Origin of the sequence: Rhizobium sp. NPDC092011, from assembly GCF_044756305.1 — a bacterium.
Lineage (GTDB): Bacteria > Pseudomonadota > Alphaproteobacteria > Rhizobiales > Rhizobiaceae > Rhizobium.
Genome location: NZ_JBIVSO010000001.1, coordinates 1083050 through 1100786 on the forward strand (window position 1 = coordinate 1083050; position 17737 = coordinate 1100786).

General features: G+C 60.1%; 15 protein-coding genes. 3 read left to right on the plus strand and 12 right to left on the minus strand.

The annotated features are described in order from the left end of the window. Nucleotides 1-46 precede the first annotated feature (46 nt). Together ACIQJ2_RS05045 and ACIQJ2_RS05050 are read right to left on the minus strand one after the other, a co-directional pair. Entirely contained in the window at nt 47-973 is a 927-nt protein-coding gene (locus tag ACIQJ2_RS05045) for a cation diffusion facilitator family transporter (RefSeq protein WP_400665172.1), read from the minus strand. 144 nt (nt 974-1117) lie between these two features. Continuing rightward, complete coding sequence (locus ACIQJ2_RS05050; RefSeq protein ID WP_400665169.1) at nt 1118-2059, minus strand: AraC family transcriptional regulator; 942 nt, start codon at nt 2057-2059, stop codon at nt 1118-1120. Nucleotides 2060-2118: 59 nt separating this feature from the next. Between ACIQJ2_RS05050 and ACIQJ2_RS05055 the strand changes: the two genes are divergently transcribed. Both ACIQJ2_RS05055 and ACIQJ2_RS05060 read left to right on the plus strand, forming a co-directional pair. After that, a complete protein-coding gene (locus ACIQJ2_RS05055; RefSeq protein WP_400665166.1) occupies nt 2119-3351 on the plus strand; it encodes a cytochrome P450 in 1233 nt (410 codons plus the stop codon). Between the two features lie 214 nt (nt 3352-3565). Then, nucleotides 3566-3886 carry a 2Fe-2S iron-sulfur cluster-binding protein gene (locus ACIQJ2_RS05060; RefSeq protein ID WP_400665163.1) on the plus strand — a complete coding sequence of 107 codons (321 nt, stop codon included), beginning with the start codon at nt 3566-3568 and terminating at the stop codon, nt 3884-3886. A 93-nt stretch (nt 3887-3979) separates the two neighbouring features. Here ACIQJ2_RS05060 and ACIQJ2_RS05065 read toward each other — a convergent pair whose 3' ends face one another. The 7 genes from ACIQJ2_RS05065 to ACIQJ2_RS05095 form a co-directional block, all read right to left on the minus strand. Then, nucleotides 3980-5683 carry an ABC transporter ATP-binding protein gene (locus ACIQJ2_RS05065; protein ID WP_400665160.1) on the minus strand — a complete coding sequence of 568 codons (1704 nt, stop codon included), beginning with the start codon at nt 5681-5683 and terminating at the stop codon, nt 3980-3982. Continuing rightward, a complete protein-coding gene (locus ACIQJ2_RS05070) occupies nt 5680-6624 on the minus strand; it encodes an acetamidase/formamidase family protein (RefSeq protein WP_400666792.1) in 945 nt (314 codons plus the stop codon). The genes ACIQJ2_RS05065 and ACIQJ2_RS05070 overlap by 4 nt, the downstream gene beginning before the upstream one ends. Nucleotides 6625-6703: 79 nt before the next feature. Then, nucleotides 6704-8323: an ABC transporter substrate-binding protein gene (locus tag ACIQJ2_RS05075; protein WP_400665157.1), complete on the minus strand. Its 1620-nt coding sequence runs from the start codon at nt 8321-8323 to the stop codon at nt 6704-6706. A 26-nt stretch (nt 8324-8349) separates the two neighbouring features. Beyond that, nucleotides 8350-9270, minus strand: coding sequence for an ABC transporter permease (locus ACIQJ2_RS05080; protein WP_199151308.1), 921 nt, complete (start codon nt 9268-9270; stop codon nt 8350-8352). Next, nucleotides 9270-10118, minus strand: coding sequence for an ABC transporter permease (locus ACIQJ2_RS05085; protein WP_400665153.1), 849 nt, complete (start codon nt 10116-10118; stop codon nt 9270-9272). Before ACIQJ2_RS05085 ends, ACIQJ2_RS05080 begins: the two co-directional genes overlap by 1 nt. Continuing rightward, nucleotides 10118-10699, minus strand: a complete 582-nt coding sequence (locus ACIQJ2_RS05090) for an ANTAR domain-containing response regulator (protein ID WP_400665150.1) — start codon at nt 10697-10699, stop codon at nt 10118-10120. The genes ACIQJ2_RS05085 and ACIQJ2_RS05090 overlap by 1 nt, the downstream gene beginning before the upstream one ends. Next, nucleotides 10696-11832 (minus strand): transporter substrate-binding protein, encoded by a 1137-nt coding sequence (locus ACIQJ2_RS05095; RefSeq protein ID WP_400665147.1) that lies wholly within the window; start codon nt 11830-11832, stop codon nt 10696-10698. Before ACIQJ2_RS05095 ends, ACIQJ2_RS05090 begins: the two co-directional genes overlap by 4 nt. 506 nt (nt 11833-12338) lie before the next feature. Here ACIQJ2_RS05095 and ACIQJ2_RS05100 point away from each other — a divergent pair. Beyond that, complete coding sequence (locus ACIQJ2_RS05100) at nt 12339-14021, plus strand: ABC transporter ATP-binding protein (RefSeq protein WP_400665144.1); 1683 nt, start codon at nt 12339-12341, stop codon at nt 14019-14021. 4 nt (nt 14022-14025) lie between these two features. Here the strand turns inward: ACIQJ2_RS05100 and ACIQJ2_RS05105 are convergent, their stop codons facing one another. From ACIQJ2_RS05105 to ACIQJ2_RS05115, 3 genes are all read right to left on the minus strand, one after another. After that, a complete protein-coding gene (locus ACIQJ2_RS05105) occupies nt 14026-15057 on the minus strand; it encodes an isopenicillin N synthase family dioxygenase (protein WP_400665141.1) in 1032 nt (343 codons plus the stop codon). 280 nt (nt 15058-15337) lie between these two features. After that, entirely contained in the window at nt 15338-17041 is a 1704-nt protein-coding gene (locus tag ACIQJ2_RS05110) for a dihydroxyacetone kinase family protein (RefSeq protein WP_400665138.1), read from the minus strand. Between the two features lie 102 nt (nt 17042-17143). Continuing rightward, nucleotides 17144-17674 (minus strand): adenylate kinase, encoded by a 531-nt coding sequence (locus ACIQJ2_RS05115; RefSeq protein ID WP_400665135.1) that lies wholly within the window; start codon nt 17672-17674, stop codon nt 17144-17146. Nucleotides 17675-17737 lie beyond the last annotated feature (63 nt).

The window sequence follows — 17737 nt, forward strand, 5'->3', positions numbered from 1 at the left end:
GTAGGTCGTACCCCGACAGGATGCGCCCTGGAGGCGATCGCTTGCATCATTCCGCCCATTCGAGATCGGTGGTGAACGCGATCGTCAGCCAGCGGTCCGGGCTTTCGTCGCCGATTGCTTCGCCAATCTCGTCGCGGATGCGATCCCATTCTTCCAGTTTTTTCGCTGGTTCATCCTTCGGCACGATGAAGTAAAGCTCGATTTGCTTGCCGCGGCCGACGCGGGCGACATAGGAGCGATAGGATTCGAAATTGTAGCGGCGCACAACGTCGGCGGCGACGCGATCGACATGCTCTCGCAACGCGACCGGCGTCACGAGCAGGATGTCGGCAAAGGCCTGTTTGATCGTTCCGAGTGGCATGGGGATGACGACGAGGCACACGATGGCCAGCGCCAGCGGATCGACATAAGGCGACATCCATTCCAGCGTCGTGCCTTGAATGGCGAAACCGAATATGAAGGCAAGGAGCAGGGCTGCGCTAAGGCTGCCGGTCATGACCCAGGCTTTCGCATCCAGCGCAATGAAGTTGGATTTGAGCGCCACGTTGGCCCGTCTGGCGTAGGCGGCCATGAGAAAGGCAATGATCATCGTCAGCACCGCATAAATGATGGCGTGGTCGAAGGAGAGGTGTCTGCCGCCCGCCATGATACTGCCGATCGCATTGATCAGCGCATAGATTGCCGCGCCGGTCAGCAGGATGCCGTTGAGGCCGAGGACCATGGGCTCCAGATGCCAGAAACCCATGGTGAAATGCTTGATGAACCTGCCGGTGTTCGCGCTATTGCTTGCGGCAGTAATAATCAGATTGGAGACGATCAATGCGACGATCGTCATGATCGCATCCGTCAGGGCATAGACGCCGTCGAAAACGATGGCATAGGAACCGGACAAAAGCCCAAAGACGATGCCTGCGGCCGCAAGAACGAACGTTATGATGATGGAAATGCGCAATACGCTTTGTTCAGTGGTCATTCTTCAATCCTCCGGAAGGATATCTGGCATGGATTTCGAGCAAGATCACAACATACAGTGGGCCTAATGCCCTCACACAATTGAGACGATCGGCGCGAGCCGGCTGATCCGTGATCGTGCGCGTCGGCGGTGTTTGATGAACTATCAAGAGGCATGCCGCCTTGCGCTATGCCCCTGCTGTCTGAATTCGCTGGGCGTAACGCCAGCCAGCTTCTTGAAGTCGCGTGCGAAGTGAAAGGGGTCGGGATAGCCGCATTTGGTGGCGATGGCCCCGATCTTCTCATCGGTTACGACAAGGAGCCGCTTTGCGGCACTGACACGCTCGTGGCGCAGCCAATCGAGCGGCGTCGTCCCCATTCTCTGCCGGAAGCGGCGAAAGAGCTGTGCCTGGCTCAAATTGGCGGCGGCCGCAAGGTCCGCCACGCTCCAGGGGTGCGGGAGGTTGGCTCGCACGGTTTCCACCACCCGCTGCAACCGCTGCACCGCGCTGCTGAGATCGTCCCCGTCCGCTCGTTCGGACACCAGAATTGAGACGAGTTGGGCAAGCAAGGCAAAGCATCGGCTCTCGGCCAGAAAGCTGCCGGTCTCCACCTCGCGGAGAATGCTTTCGAACAATGGTCGCAGATCGTGCTGCTGGGCTGTCTCGAAGACGGGATTGGCACCTACGCCGAGATTGTCGAACAGCGTGTCCAGCCCGTGCCCGACGAATCCGAGCCAGAGATACGACCAGTGAGAAGAGCGAGGCTCGCAGCCATGTGAATACAGCATCGAGGAGTCGAGCCAGGCCACCGTTCCCGCTTGTAGGTAGCTCGATTGCCCGTTGATATCGAGCATACCTTTGCCGCTGAGAGTAAGGATCAGCGTGTGCTGATTGAAACGATGGGCAATGGGTGTTTCCGAAGGTGCACAGACCCGGCGCCCGGCGGCGAGAAGGGAATAGGGCAGGGCACGCGACAGCCGCCCCGGCGTCTGAAAGAAGACTTCGTCGAGGACATCAGGTTTTGCCGAGGTTGGTTCATCGGTCATGATCCGCGGATCATATCGGAGGATGAGAGTTTTATCCATATCACTGCGGCTCGCATCCATGTCTTTCCGTCGCGCAGGCAGGTATTCTGTGAGGATCGACCGGAATAGAGGAGGTCCAGGTGGTAACGGCGTCCCCCGCATTTGATCCGCTTTCGCAGGCATTCGCAGACAATCCCTATGCATCCTACAGCGAGCTGCGCGCCTATCCCGGCCCGGTCTATTACGAGCATTTCGATATATGGCTGCTGTCGCGCTATCAGGATGTGGCCGCGGCGGCTGCCGACAAGACGCTTGTCCGCTCCATGGAATATTTCCTGTCGCCCAAGGAGATCGAAGAGGAGAAGGTGCGTCTGAACTGGCATGATATGCCGAACCATTCGCGCTTCGTGCAGTTCAGCCTGCTCGATTCAGATGGCGAAACTCATGACCGTCTGCGCCGCAAGGTCTTTCGCGAGTTCACGCCTGCCCTCGTTGCGCGTCAGCGCGGCATGATCCAGGATTTCGTCGACAAGCTGCTCGACAGATTGCTCGAGGCGGGAACGATCGACTTCGTCGAGGATCTCGCTTCCGAGGTTCCCGGCCATATTATCGGCTCGGTGCTGGGCGTGCCGGATGAATATGCCGGACAGTTGCGCAAGTGGTCCGAGCAGGTTGTGCAATATTTCGATGTCGACCGCAGCGAAGAGCGCAAGGCGATCGCCGAGCGTGCAACGACCGAGTTCTACGAACTGCTCAAGGAACTCATCGCCGATCGCGTGCGCAATCCGCGCGAAGACCTCCTCTGTCGGCTGACGCAGGCTTACACAAGCGGCGAGATGACGGAGGACGAGCTGGTCTCCACCTGCATGCTGATCCTGATGGCGGGTCACGGCTCGACGATCGACGTGCTCGGCAGCGGAATGCATGCGCTTTTGCAGTATCCCGACGCATTGGCGAAGCTCAAAGAGACGCCGGCCGCCATGCCGACCGCGATTCAGGAAATGTTCCGGTTCGAATCGCCGCTGCCGTTCTTCCATCGCTATCTGACCGAAGAGACGGTCATTGCTGGAAAGAGCCTGCCGAAGGGCACCAAGGTCGGCTTGCTCTACGGTGCGGCCAACCGCGATCCTGAGCAATTCGAATCGCCCGACCGCTTCAATATAGAGCGCACGCCCAACCGGCATGTGGCGTTCGGCGGTGGTGCACATTTCTGTCTCGGCAATCATCTTGCGCGGCTGGACATGGAGATCATCTTCTCGACGCTGCTGCAGCGGACCCGTTCCATCGAGTTGCTGGACGAGCGCCCTGCCTACAAGCGCGGGTTATCGGTTCGCGGGCCGCAGCGCCTCAACATCCGCCTTGTTCCCGCTTGAACCGGATGCGCAGCGGTTTTCCGCCCGGAATGCCTACAGCATCGGCCCGAAAATATGACACGATTTTCGGAAAGCCTGATGCGTAGATTCAAAAAGTTGGAGCGTCCTTTGTGCTTCCGAAAGGAAGCACGGCGCTCCAAGGAAACAATAGGATGGAGCGACTTCGCCAATTGGAGAAAAGCGAAGATGTTCTGTCGAAAGCATGGAGAATGCAATGAGTGAAGTCGTGTTCGTCGATTCCGCCGGTCGGGAGACGCGCGTGAATGCTAGTGATGGCGAGACGCTGATGGCCGTCGCCGTCAGAAGCGGTATCGATGGTATCGTCGCGCAATGCGGCGGAGCCTTGGCCTGCGGCACCTGTCATTGCTATATCGACGAGGCTCATCTCGACCTCTTGCCTCCGCCTTCACAGGAAGAGGCTGATATGATCGAATTCGTGATGGAGCCGAAGCCAAATAGCCGCCTCAGCTGTCAGCTCCTGATGAGCGCTGCCACCGACGGCATGCGCGTCATCGTTCCCGATAACCAGCACTGATCTTGAAGTATTCGGGCAAGCCGAGACAATCTTTCCGAATTCGACATTGCCTTGAGGATGGCGCCGGCAATGATGTCGGCGTTTCTCGTCTCGCTATGACTGGATTGCCTGCGGCGATCCCTGGCGTGCCTGCCGATAGTGAGCTGGATCCGGTATCGGAACGGCAGCCATCAGGTTTCGCGTGTAATCGTCGCTCGGATTTTCGAATACCTGCCGGCGCGTGCCCATCTCCACAATGCGACCGCCGCGCATGACGGCGACGTGATGCGACATCTTCTCGATGACGGCCATGTCGTGCGAAATGAAGAGATAGGCGAGCCCCATCTGCTCCTGCAGCTCAAGCATGAGGTCAAGAACGCGTGCGCGTACTGAAACGTCGAGTGCGGCCACGCTTTCGTCGGCAACAATCAGCTTCGGTTCGAGCGCCAGCGCCCGCGCAATGCAGATGCGCTGACGTTGGCCACCGGAGAATTCGTGCGGATAGCGGCTTGCGGCGTCCGGTGTCAGCCCGACGCGTTTCAACAGCGCCGAGACGCGATCCTTGCGCTCGGATGCATTCCCGACATTGTGTATGACGAGCGGCTCGGCGATCGCTGAGCCCACGCTCATGCGGGGATCGAGCGAGGCGTAGGGATCCTGAAAGATCATCTGCGCCGCGCGGCGCACCGGCTGCATTTTCGTGGCGGAAAGCCCATGAACCTCCCGTCCCCAGATTTTCACGCTGCCGGTAAAACCGATGAGATTGAGGATGGCCTTGCCCGTCGTTGATTTGCCCGATCCGCTCTCGCCCACCAGCCCGAGCGTCTGACCGGCCTGGATCGAGAAGGATACGTCGTTGACCGTGGGGGCGCTGGCTTTCCCCTTGCCAAACAATCCCGCCTTGCCACCATAGGTCACGCTCAGTTCCTTGACCTCGACGATTGGCGTAGCCGGCGCAGCCATGGCGGGAGCACTCGAAATGCGCGGTGGCGCGTCCGTACCAGCATGCGTGCCAAGGCGCGGGACGGCAGCCAGCAGTTCACGCGTATAGGCCTGGCTGGGTTTGCCGAAGACATCAAGCGCATCGCCCTGTTCCACGATGCGGCCATGCTGCATGATCGCGACACGATCGGCCATCTCGGCGACGACGCCCATGTCATGGGTAATCAGCAGGATAGACGTATTGAATTCGTCGCGAAGCTCGCGCATCAGCGTCAGGATCTGCGCTTGCACGGTCACATCGAGCGCCGTGGTCGGCTCGTCGGCGATCAGCACTTTCGGACGGCATGACAGGGCCATGGCAATCATGACGCGCTGGCGCATGCCACCGGAAAGCTCATAAGGGTATTGCGTCAGGCGCTTGGCGGCGTCGTTGATATGGACGGCATCGAGCATCGACTTTGCGACCTGCGTGGCATCGCCTGTAGCGTCAGCCTGATGTTCGCGGATGGCCTCGATCAGCTGTGCCCCGATCGTCATGACCGGATTGAGCGAGGTCATCGGTTCCTGGAAGATCATCGCCACTTCTCCGCCACGGATCTGGCGAAGGGCGCGGTTGGGGATGCCGAGGATATTGCGCCCCTCCAGCAGGATCTCGCCCGATGCGACCTTCAGCGAAGCCTTGGGGAGCAAGCCCATGATCGAGAGGGACGTCACCGATTTCCCGGATCCGGACTCGCCTGCAAGGCAAAGCGTCCTGCCGGGCTCGAGGTCGAAGCTTACATCATCGAGGATGCGCTTCAACCCTTCCGGCGTTCTGGCATCGACGCTCAGGTTGCGGACGGAGAGAACCGCTGAACGGGCGCTTTGATTGCTCACGCGAAGACAATCCTTGGGAAATAGAAGGAAACGACCCAGTTGGGCATATCGACGATTTCGCTGATCCTCAGATCTCCGCAAACCGAGCAGAGCATGTAAGCATCGACCGGATTAAGGCCATGCTCGGCCGCAAGCAGGTCGATCATGCGCATCACGGCTTCCTTTGCCCCCGTCATCAGATCCGGGCCGATGCCTGTGGTGACTTCGTAGCCGGCGCCGTCGAGATGTCGCGTGACAGGTTCCGTGGTCGTAAAGCGCGGGCTCTGAAGGTTGGCGCCCTTAACCAGATCGAGTGTCAATTCAACATTCATCTGGCTTTCGATGGCCGTGCCGCAAACTTCGCCGTCTCCCTGCGCCGCGTGTGTGTCGCCGACAGAGAAAAGCGCGCCTTCCGTTTCGATCGGCAGATAGAGCGTGACGCCCGCAGTCAGATCACGGATGTCCAGGTTGCCGCCGACGCGACGGGGCGGAAGAACAGAGTGGAGGCCGGGTTCCGCCGGCGCAACGCCGATCGTGCCGGTAAATGGCTTCAGGGGCACACGACCGCCCGGGCCGAATGCTGAAGGCGCCATGGTGACGCTGTCATACTTCCAGACATGCAGTGCCGGGTCCTTGAAGTGGTCGGCGAGAAGGCCGAAGCCCGGAATATTTGCCGTCCAGCCGTGGCCGATCGGGTGGAATTTGCGAATGGTGACTTTGAGGGCGTCGCCGGGCTTTGCGCCTTCCACATAGACGGGACCGGAGACGGGGTTGATCTTGGCGAAATCCAGATTGACGAGCGTCTCCAGCGTCGCATCGGCGCCCATCTGGCCGCCTGATGAATCCATGCATTCGAACAGGATGGTTTCGCCAGGTTTTGCCGTCAGCGCCGGCGGAAACTCCCTGTTCCAGCCGAAATGATGCTGCGCGCGATGAATGGTGTGGGTGCAGGCGATGCACATAATGGTCTCCGAGTTCAATTCCGCTGGCATTTGGCCCACCTCCCTCGCGCGGCGAGGGAGGTGGATTGTTGGTCTGGGCTTATTGCTTCACGAAGATCGCGTCGTAGTTGATCACGCGGGTCGGATCGACATAGATGTTGCCCGAGCCGCCCATGCGCAGCGACTTCGCGACGACGCGGCGCTCGTTGATCACAGGCACCCAGGGGGCATCGGCCATGATGTCGGTGAAGATCTTGCCCCAGGCGGCCTGACGCTCCGCGACCTTGGCCGGGTCCGACATGGCGTCGGCGGCTACGGCGCGCTCGTCGAGTGCCTTGTTGCAGTACCACGACCAGTTCCAGCCACCGGGAACGGCACCGGAGCAACCGAGGATCGGGCCATAGAAGTTGGACGGATCCGGGAAGTCGGCGATCCAGGCCATCCCGCCCGACCAGATCATCGGTGCTTCACCTTCCGTTCCACCGGCGGAGATGACGTTGGCCTGTGCAAGCGCGCGGACCTCAGCCTTGATGCCGATTGCCGCCAGATCCTGCTGGATCGACTGGGCAATGCGCGGCTGCGGGTCGGTGTTGGTCGAGTAGAGCACGGTCGAGAAGCCGTCAGGGAAGCCGGCCTCAGCGAGAAGAGCCTTGGCCTTCTTGACGTCATAGGCAAAGCCCTGGAACGACTTGTCGTATCCCGGCATCAACGGCGGCAGGATCTGATTTGCCTGTGTCGCGCGGCCGTTCAGGATGCGCGTGATGCGATCCTTGTTGACAGCCATGTTGACGGCTTCGCGGACTTTCAGATTATCGAACGGCTTCACCTTGGTGTTGAGCGTGATGTAGCCGGTATGCAGCTGCTCACCGTCGACGATCATGTTCGCACCGTCGGGGGAATTCTTGATCTCCAGGAATTTTGCCGGCGGAATGCCGTCGCCGACGATGTCGACTTCGCCCTTCTGCAGGCGCAGCAGCGCCACGAGCGGCTCCTGGCCAACTTCGACGGTGAAGCTGTCGACATGCGGAACGCCCTTGGCGAAGTAGTCCTTGTTGCGCTCAAATACGAGCTTTTGACCGATGGTCCAGTCCTTCAGGATGAAGGTGCCGGAACCGACCGGCTTCTTGCCGAAATCGCCGTTTGCAGCCTCTACGGCTTCCTTCGGCACGACGGAGGCGAAGTTGATCGCCAGCACATGCAGGAAGGTCGCATCGGGGCGGCTCAGATGAAAGACGACCGTGTCTGCGTCGGGGGCTTCGATGCCCGGGAGATTGTCGGCCTTGCCTGCGGCCATGTCGTCATAGCCCTTGATCGCTCCAAAGAAGCCGGCGCCGGGTCCCTGCGTCTTCGGATTGACTGCGCGCTCGATCGAATATTTGACGTCGGAGGCGACGATCTCGCGGCCGTTTGAGAACTTTACGCCCTTGTGCAGCTTGAAGGTGTAGGTCAGGCCGTCCGGGGAGACGGTGAAGCTTTCAGCGAGCGAGGGGACGAGCTTTGCCGTGCCTGGTTCGTAATCCATCAGACGGGAAAACAGGCTCTTGATCATCGACCAGTTCACCCAGTCGTAGCCGATGGCCGGATCCAGAGTGGTGATGTCGTCCTTGTAGGTGACGGTGACGCTGCCGCCCTGCGTCGGCTGATCGGCTGCGTGGCCTGCCAGCGGCATGAAGGCCAGCATGGCAGCCGTCGTCGTTCTGAGTAACCAGCTTTTGAACATAGGTTAGTTCCCCTTCTTGGTGTGATTCAATGCGAACGAATGCGTGGATCGATAAGCGGCGCGATAAGGTCGGCCGCCAGATTGCCGAGAATGATGGCGAGCGCGGAGGTGAGCGTGACACCCATGATGATCGGGATGTCCACTTGCTGGATTGCCTGCCAGGCCAATTGGCCGATGCCCGGCCAGCCGTAGACGGCCTCCACCACCACGACGCCGCCCATGAACTGGCCGATATCGATGCCGATCATGGCAATGATCGGCAGGATGGCATTCGGCAGGGCATGACGCAGGATAATGCGCCGCCCGGAGAGGCCTTTGGCCCGAGCCGTGCGGATGAAATCCTGGTTCAGTACGTCGATCATGGCTGAGCGAACCATGCGGGCATACCAACCGGCGCCGAGAAGGCCGAGCGTGGCCGCTGGCAGCACGATATTGGAAAAGCTGCCATAGCCGCTCATCGGGAACCAGCCGAGCGTGGCCGCGAAGAGATAGAGCAGCAGCAGCGCGACGACGAATTGCGGGGCGGAGACGCCGACGAAGGCGGACGCCATGACAAGCCGGTCGGTCGGGCCGCCGCGATCGAGCGCTGCGATGATACCGAGCGTCAGGCCAAGCAGCACTTCCACGAAGATACCTGCTGCCATCAAGGTGATCGTCGCTGGCAGGCGGGCCACGATGAGGGTCATGACCTCAGTTTTTTGAGCATAGGAGCGGCCGAGGTCGCCATGCAGCAGGCCGTTCAGATAATGCATGAATTGCGCCAGCAGCGGCTGATCGAGACCGAGCTCGCGCCGGATATTGTCTACCGTCTGCGGTGTGGCGCTGCGGCCGGCGATCATGCGCGCGGGATCGGCGGGCAGCGCGTAGAGCAGGATGAAAGTGATAGCGGCGACGCCCAAAAGGATGAGCGCCGATTGAACGAGGCGCTTGGCAAAAACGTTCAGCATCAGCCCCTGCCTCTCTGGGTCGGATCGAGAATGTCGCGCAGCGCGTCACCGACGAGGTTAAAAGCGAGGGCCGTCAGCAGAATGACCGCGCCGGGGAAGAAGACGAGCCAAGGGGCCGCCTGGAAATAGCTCTGGCTTTCGAAGATGATATTGCCCCAGGAGGGTTGCGGTGGCTGCACCCCGACGCCGAGGAAGGACAGCGTCGCTTCCAGGAGAACCGTGGTTGCAATGCCAAGCGTTCCCCAGACGATGGCTGTGGGAACCAGATGCGGCAATATATGGAGGACGACGATGCGGGCATGGCCGGCGCCTAGCGCCCGCTCGGCCATGATGAAGTCTCGTTCCACCAGCGCGCGCGTTTCGGTGTAGACGATGCGAGCCACCTGCACCCAGTTCACGAGCGCAATGACCATGGCGACGATCCAAAGACTGGGCTTGAGGATTGCGGCAAGCACGATGGCGAGCAAAAGGGCAGGGAAGGCCATCATCAGGTCGGTGAAGCGCATCAGCACACTGCCGGCCCAGCCGCGCAGATAGCCCGCCATGATGCCGACGAACAGGCCGATCGTCACGGCGACGCCATTGGCGACGAGGCCAATGATCAGCGACGTCCTTGCGCCGAACAGCAGCCGCGAAAGCAGGTCGCGCCCGAGCGTGTCAGTGCCGAGCAGGAACTGCCCGCCCGGCGGGATGGGTGCGCCTTCCAGCGTCAGGCCGTCGAACATCTGGTTGTCGGGGTCGAAGGGCGCTAGCCACGGCGCTGCAATCGCCATGGCAACGACCGCAACAACAATGATGAGGCCGAACAACCCTGCGGGCTGTCGGCAAAGTTCCTTGAGTACCCGCATCAGCCGACCTCGGAGAGTGTTTCGGAGCCGACCAGGAAGAAGGCGGCGATTTGTTCGACCGGAAGACGCCGGCGCATGGCGCAATTTCTCAAGATTGCATAGGCGCCTTCGTCATCGACCTTGCGCTCGGCCTTGAGCCGTTCGATTGCGGTGAAGACGACGGGGCGCAATTTGAGGCGCTCTTCCAGATGCTCGATACGTCTTGCCGTGGCCAAGCGCTCCTCATGAATGGAGACTGCCAGCACAAGGGCCGGAAAGACGGCAGAGGCCGTCACCGGCTTCTGAATGATCGCGCCGGCGCCCTGGCGCATGGCCCAGGCGATGCGGCCGGGCGCTTCCGAACCGAGCACGGCAACGACGGGCCGCAGCGGCTTGTCGCCGCTCCATGGGATCAGCTCGTCCCAACCACGATCGACGTCGACGACGACCAGATCCGGCAGGTCGTTGACCGGGATGGGTTTCCATTGGCGGTTCACCCGCATGCCGAGAACGACAAGCTGGCGGGTTAGCCTTTCGGTGTTGGTGTCGTCCTCTGCAAGCAGCGTGACATGCCAGCCGGCGAAGTTGGGCGTGCCGTTCATGATTGTACCACCCGCAGATGCCGAGTGGGCTTCTGTCTGCTCGTGATCAGATAGGGATCGGCGGGGATGGCCGCTTCCGAGGCGATCAGATCGAACCCCTGTTCCGCATTGATGCGGCCGAGATAGAAGGGCAGTGCCGCATGGTTCGTCGTCGGGTCGACCACGAGGTCGCCAAGCACCGATGGCCACGACCGGGAGACCACCTCCTGTCGCACCATTACTGGATCCTCGGTGCCCGACGCTTCGATCGCGGCAATACAAAGCGCGACGGCCGTGTAGGAGCTTGCGAAGATGGTGGAGACCTTGCCGATGTCGGGCCGCCATGCCTTGAGGCGGGACTTGAAGGCGATGTTTTCGCTGGTTTCCAGGCCGTCGAAATAGGAAAGCGCAGAAAGCTGACCGACGGCTCCACCCACAATATCCGTCAACTCGCATTCCGTCAGGTCGCAACTGGCGACCGGGCAATTTTCCGGCAGAAACGCCGGGTCGCGTTTTCCGAGTTCGGCGATTGCAGCCAGGAAAGCATAGCTCGAGGGGCCGATCAGATTGTTGAGGATGAAGCTCGGCCGCTTCTCGGCAATATCGGCGACGATGCGCTCGACCGCGGTTTCCTCAAGCGGCAAGTAGCGTTCGCCAAGGATGGTTCCGCCGGCGTTGACGATCAGCTCGCGAGCGAGCCGGTTCATCTCCCAGCCCCAGACATAGTTGGCGCCCACGAGATAAGGGCGCGGTCCGTGACGAGGGATCAGGTGTTCGAACAGCGGTATGAGATGCTGGTTGGGACAGGCGCCGATGTAGATGACGTTTTCATTCGCCTCGAACCCCTCGTAGGGGCACATGTACCAGAGCAGGCCATCATGTTTCTCGACGAGCGGAATGACTTCCTTGCGGGCCGCCGAGGTGATCGTGCCGACGATATGACGGCAACCGCTGTCGCGCATCAGGCTGCGCGCGCCTTCGAGATAGGCGGCCAGATCCGCATGCGGATTGAAGAAGACAAGTTCCGCTTTCCGGCCACCATTGAGGCGATAGTCGTGAAGTGCAAATTCGGCGCCGAGCTGAGCTTCGCGCCCCAGCGAGCCGTATGGCCCGGTGGTCGAGTAGAGAATGCCGATCTTCACAGCGGCCTGCATCAGACCTCCCCAAAACAAAAAAACCCACAACGCATATCCCGGAAACCGGGGCGTTGTGGGGCGCTGTTGCCCTCTGGCAAACGATATCATGTCAGGAAGACAAGGCGTTTGCTCATATCTTGAGCGTGATTAAAATACGGTCATTTCGGGTTTGTCAAGGCACGAGCGGGCCGAATTGGGAGCTTCAAGATAGATCCTGCTAGCCGCGAAGATCCCTCGCACGGGCTGCTTCGGTCAGGATGTCATCGTCGATATGCTGATGCAGCGGAGCCCATGATCTTCGATGAACGATACCATCTCCATCAATCTCCAGGTCAAAACAATGCCGGGAGGCACCTTGCTCATTCGCAAACGCTCGATCAGGTAAGTTTTTCATGAGTATTGTAGTAGACATTTTTGTTGCCTATAGGTTGTGCCTTGTCACCTGAATGGCCTCTGCAGGAGCATGGAAAACAATATCCATGCTTGAGGTTAGACTCGCCGCTTCACAGATCAGGGTATTTTCGATGGCAGAAAAAACCAGCGTTCTTGAACCTATTTCCGAAATTCTACAGGCCTATTGGAAGTCCGATCGCTGGATGCTCTTGATCGGCATCGCGGTCGTGCTTCTCGCAAGCGTGAGCAGCGTTGCCGCGCCCTACATTTTTTCGCGAATTATCGATCGCTTGCCGCAGGACGGCGCTGTCCGTGGTGTCGTACTGGGGTTGATGATCTATGCGGTGCTAGTCGGCATTGCCGCGGCGCTCCAGCATATGGTGCAGTATCTTTCATTCATGAGTTCGGAAAACCTTGGCTTCATAGCACGAACGCGCTTCTTCGAACGCATCCTCAAGAAAACCACGGCCTTTTTCGTCGAGCATAGCCCGACCGAAATTCAAACTGCCAGTGCGAGCGGAAGCAGCGCGTTGACGACGCTTGTTCAGCTTGGCCTTATCGTATTCATACCCGGTGTTGTGCAAATTCTGCTCACACTGACGACTCTGGGCGCCCTGATTGATCTGCAGGTTATGATCATCGTCATACTCTATGGCGCGATGACCATTGCGTTGACGGTAATTTCTGTTCGTCGCGCCAGGGTTTACCTGGACAAGGCGATTAGCGCAGGTCAAGAAAATGCGCGTTTCGTCGGAAATGCCATGAACGCGATGGAAACATTGCGCCACTTCGGCAGTCATGACTGGATGAAGCGGCGTTTCGCAACCAAGGCAGGGGAAGTGCGGGACGCCTGGCGCGGCTATGTGCTGCAGCGGGTTGGTTACATAGCAATACTTGGATTCGGGCTTTCGGTGCAGTTTGCCGTAACCTTCCTGTTGCTGCTACCACGCTACAGCACAGGCGAGGTGACAGTCGGCGATATCGTTCTGTTCAATACACTTCTATTGCAACTCAACATGCCGTTCGAGATGATTGCGCATGCGATCGACGATGTGGCCCGGTCCCGCTCGACGCTCGCACCATTGGCAGGAATGTGGCAAGCGCCCGAGGAGCGTCAGGTCTCGCAGGCGACGTCCTTTGTAACGCAGAACGGCCGTCTTGTATTTGATCGCATCGGCCACGCTTATGACAATGGCCGTGGCGTCAGGGATATCAGCTTCGAGGCCCAGCGCGGCGGTATGACATTCCTCGTTGGCGAAACCGGCTCGGGCAAATCCACCATTTTCAAGCTGGCTTTGAAGTCGATCGAGCCGGATTCAGGGCGTATCCTTGTCGACGGGATCGATCTTGCCTCGGTCGACCGGGCAGACTGGTATTCTGCAGTTGCGGTCGTTCCGCAGGATGCCATTCTGTTGAACGAGAGCCTTGCGGACAATATCCTCCTCGGTCGGCCACGGGATGAGCAGCGTCTGCGGCTTGCAGCCGAAAAGGCCGCGATCCTGCCATTCATCGACGCACTGTCCGATGGGTTCGAGACGAAGGTTGGCGAGCGCGGTCTGAAGCTGTCCGGAGGCGAGCGTCAGCGGGTCGCCATCGCGCGCGCTCTTTATGGCAATCCGGCTGTCCTCTTTCTCGATGAGGCAAGTTCGGCGTTGGATGAAGCGACGGAGCGTGACATCATGGAGCACATTCGCGCGCTTGCTCGCGATGTCACTGTGCTTGCGATTACACACCGGCGCTCCGTCATCGGGAGGGCAGACAAGGTGGTCGATATGAACCAGCTAGGTGAAGCCGTGGCGATTGATTTGTTGTGATCGCCTACTCCGAGACCAGCAGTTCAGCATAGTGGGCGCGCGCGACGTCCGGATGCGACCGTAGCCGGCTCTTCAGCTGGTTCTGGCCGACTTCGCGGAAGATCGGGTTGAGAGGATCGACCGATATGCCGCGTTCGGCGCGCTTCAAATCTTCCGGAAGGTCGATGACGGGAATTGTTGCGTCCGGGCGAGAGCCGAGGAAGAAGGCTACCGAAAATCGTTCGACGCCCGCGGGAGGAGCGACGACGTCATGCACATCGGCGCGGACAAAGCCGTTCGTCGCAAGCTCGAGCAATTCGCCGGTGTTGATGACGAAGGTACCCGGAACCGGCGGCGCGTCGATCCATACGCCTTCTTCCGTGCGCACGCGCAGACCCGGCGTGGTATCCTGAAGCAGTACGGTGACGAAGCCGCCGTCCTTATGGGCACCGACCCCCTGGTCGGTTTCCGCTACATCCCGGCCCGGGTAGCGGATGATCTTCAACAGCTGAGACGGCTGGGGCTGGTATATGTCGGCAAATACATTTTCCGGCTGACCGAGCGCTGCGGCGATTGCTTTCAGCACGTCGATGCCGATCCGCGTGACTTCTGCCTGGTAGGCGAGCAACAATGGCTTGAGTTCCGGCAGGGCTTCGGGCCACTGGTTCGGTCCCTGCAGGCGCCGCCATGCCGGACTATCCGGGTCAATCTTGGCCGGTTCTTCTTCCGTGTTGATATCGAGCTGCTCGCGCCAGTCCTGCTCGCCGCGCGTGCGTTCCTGACCGGCACGATTATAGCCGCGAAAATGCGGCGACTTCACCATTTCGATCTCGAGCTTCTTCTCCAGAGGAAGCGAGAAGAAGCGTTTTGCCGTCGCCACCACGTCGCTGATCAGCTTTGGATCGACGCCATGGCCGGTCAAATAGAAAAAGCCGTGATCGTGGAGCACCTTGCGCAATTCGGCGACGAAAGCCTGCCGCTCTTGCGCGGAGGCATAGAAGCGGGAGAGGTCCAGGGTCGGCAACGCTGCCTCGGCCGGCGTGATGTGAATGGTCAACGATGGTTTCCTTTTCAAATGCCGTTGCCACCTCTTTCGAGACGTTCATGAGACTGTCGCCGGCGCGCAACGCGCATCCGATGCTCATGAAACCGCCGAGTGGGCAAGGACGTCCAATGGTTGAGGCAACGCTATGGCCCATCCTTTGCGGAAGCAAACAAGATCATCTCAAAGATTGTGCATCTCTTGGAATGGTTTTTTGTCGTCACTGCCGCGCCGCCCGTCCAGCGAGGAGCGAGCTCAAGCCGTGTTCCGATGCTCATTCGCGCCTTGCTTTCAGCTACCGAAGCAGAGTGGCGACGCGGTCCGCAATCATTGCCAAAGAGACCGCGCCGGGATCCGGATGGCCAAGGCTTTTTTCCGCAAGCGGACGTGCGCGACCGAGCTTGGGAAGCAATTCCGCCGTTGCGTCTGCAGCAAGTTTTGCTGCCGAGGCTGCTTGCCTCCAGGCGGTGGAAAGCGACCCGCTTTCGGCGAAGCTCCTTTCCAGCGTATCGACGAATGGAGAGAAGGCATCGACGAGGGTCTTGTCGCCGATCTTGGCGCCACCGAGGCGTACCACGCCATCGAGAGCCTGCCGCGCGCCCGTGACGACGGCACGATCATCGATAGGACCATTGTCGCTGAGTGTGGTGCTCCAGGACCGGAGGAGAAGCCCCCAGATCGCGCCCGATGTGCCGCCGGCGCGGTCCGCCCAGGCATCGGCGGCCGCAGCCAGTACGCTTGCCGATCCCGCCCCCGCAGCGCTTGCTATCTTGGCTGCTTCCAGAGCCGCCGTTACACCGCGGGCCATGCCCTGTCCGTGATCGCCGTCGCCCGCGTAGGCGTCGATCCGGCCCAGTTGCTCCTCCGCCTCGTGGAGCAAAAGTGAAATCTCCGAGAAGATGCGGGCGATGCAGGCGCCGCCGCGTTGACCTTCGTCATCGGCGGAAGGATAGGTCGCCAGCATGTCTTCATCAGCCAGATCGTCGGTTGCCGGTGTCGTGGGGATCGTCGTGCCGCGGCGCAGGACCGGGCTATCACATGGCGCTATCCAATATTTCTCCAACTCGTCGTCGAGGAAGATCAGGGTCAGCGAACACCCCTGCATATCCAGGCTGGTCACGAACTCACCCGCCTCCGGTGCGATGATTTCCAGGTGGGCTTGTTGCAGTCTGGCCGAAACGGACGTCCAGAGGACGAATAGCTCTTCATATTTCGTGGCGCCGAGGCCGTTGAGAATGACGCCGACCTTCCGCGTGTCTTTGGCGCGCTCCGGCAGGAGCTTATTCGTGAGCAGAGTTGCGAGTTCGTCAGCACTGACGATCGCTTCTTCGCTGATGCCGGGTTCGCCGTGGATGCCGAGGCCGAGCGCCATCTTGCCGTTCGGTACGGTGAAGAGAGGGCCTGCGGAGCCGGGCAAGGTACAGCCGTCGAAAGCGACACCGAAGGATACGGTGCGGGCATTGGCATGCCGCGCGATACGCTCCACCTCGTCGAGGGGCAGGCCGGCTTCCGCTGCCGCTCCGGCAATCTTGAAAACCACGAGATCACCGGCAACGCCGCGGCGCTTCGAAATGGTTTCGGCAGGCGCACTGGCGACATCGTCCGTCACTGCGACGATGCGGACGTCGATGCCTTCGGCACGCAGACGTTCGGCGGCGACGCCGAAGTTCAAGACGTCGCCCGCATAGTTGCCGAAGCTGAGCAGGATGCCGCCACCGTGATGGGCCTTGCGGCATACTCTGGCGACCGCCGCTGTCGAGGGGGATGCGAAGATATCGCCTGCGACGGCTGCATCGACAAAACCCGGTCCGACATAGCCTGCAAAGGCGGGGTAGTGGCCGGAACCGCCACCGACGACAACCGAGACCTTGCCCTCCGGTACCGATGTGGAACGGACAACCCCACCCTTTACCAGCCGAACAAATCGCGGATGAAGCGCCGCAAAGCCGGCAAGGGCCGTGGTTGCGAAGTCTTCCGGAGCGTCGAAGATTTTGGTCATGCGTTCAATCCTTCTTCCTGGTCTTCTTCCTGCCGAAACGCATGATCCTGCATTTCCAACCGAGCCTCGATACCAGACTCGCCAGCATGTTGGCCGACGGTGTTATGACGCGCAACCGTCTTTTGCCGCTGGGGTCAACCGTTCCAGCTCATCGACGCTGCGAATGCGGACCAGCGTCTTGCCGGCCCTCTCGGCATCGTCGCACAAGCTCCTAATACCGGGCATCCAGTCCCGGTCTATGTCCCATATGGTTCGAAAAAGATCGCGCGTCGGCGGCATGGCGGAGAGGCCGCCCGGAGCGTGCTGCAATTCGCCGGAAGACCAGGCAATCTGCCTTTCCGCGGCGAGCCAGAAATGCATCCAGAGCGGCATGTCGATGAGGATGATATCGGTGGCGCGGTCTATGCGAGGCGTGACGGAATCGCGGAGCCCAAGCCCGTCGACGATCCAATTGTCGCTCGATATGATCTGTCGATGCTGCTCGGAATAACTCTCGACGGGAGCCGGGATCCAGCCTTCCTGCCAAAGATACTTGTCGATTTCGAAATGGATGAGGCCATGCCTTTTGGCCAATCTGCGGGCGAGAGTGGATTTGCCGCCGCCGGCATTTCCCAGAATGACAATCCGCGACATCACATGAACGACCTGAAATTTCGAGCATTGGATAATGCGACGAAATGGATTGCACGGCAGAGC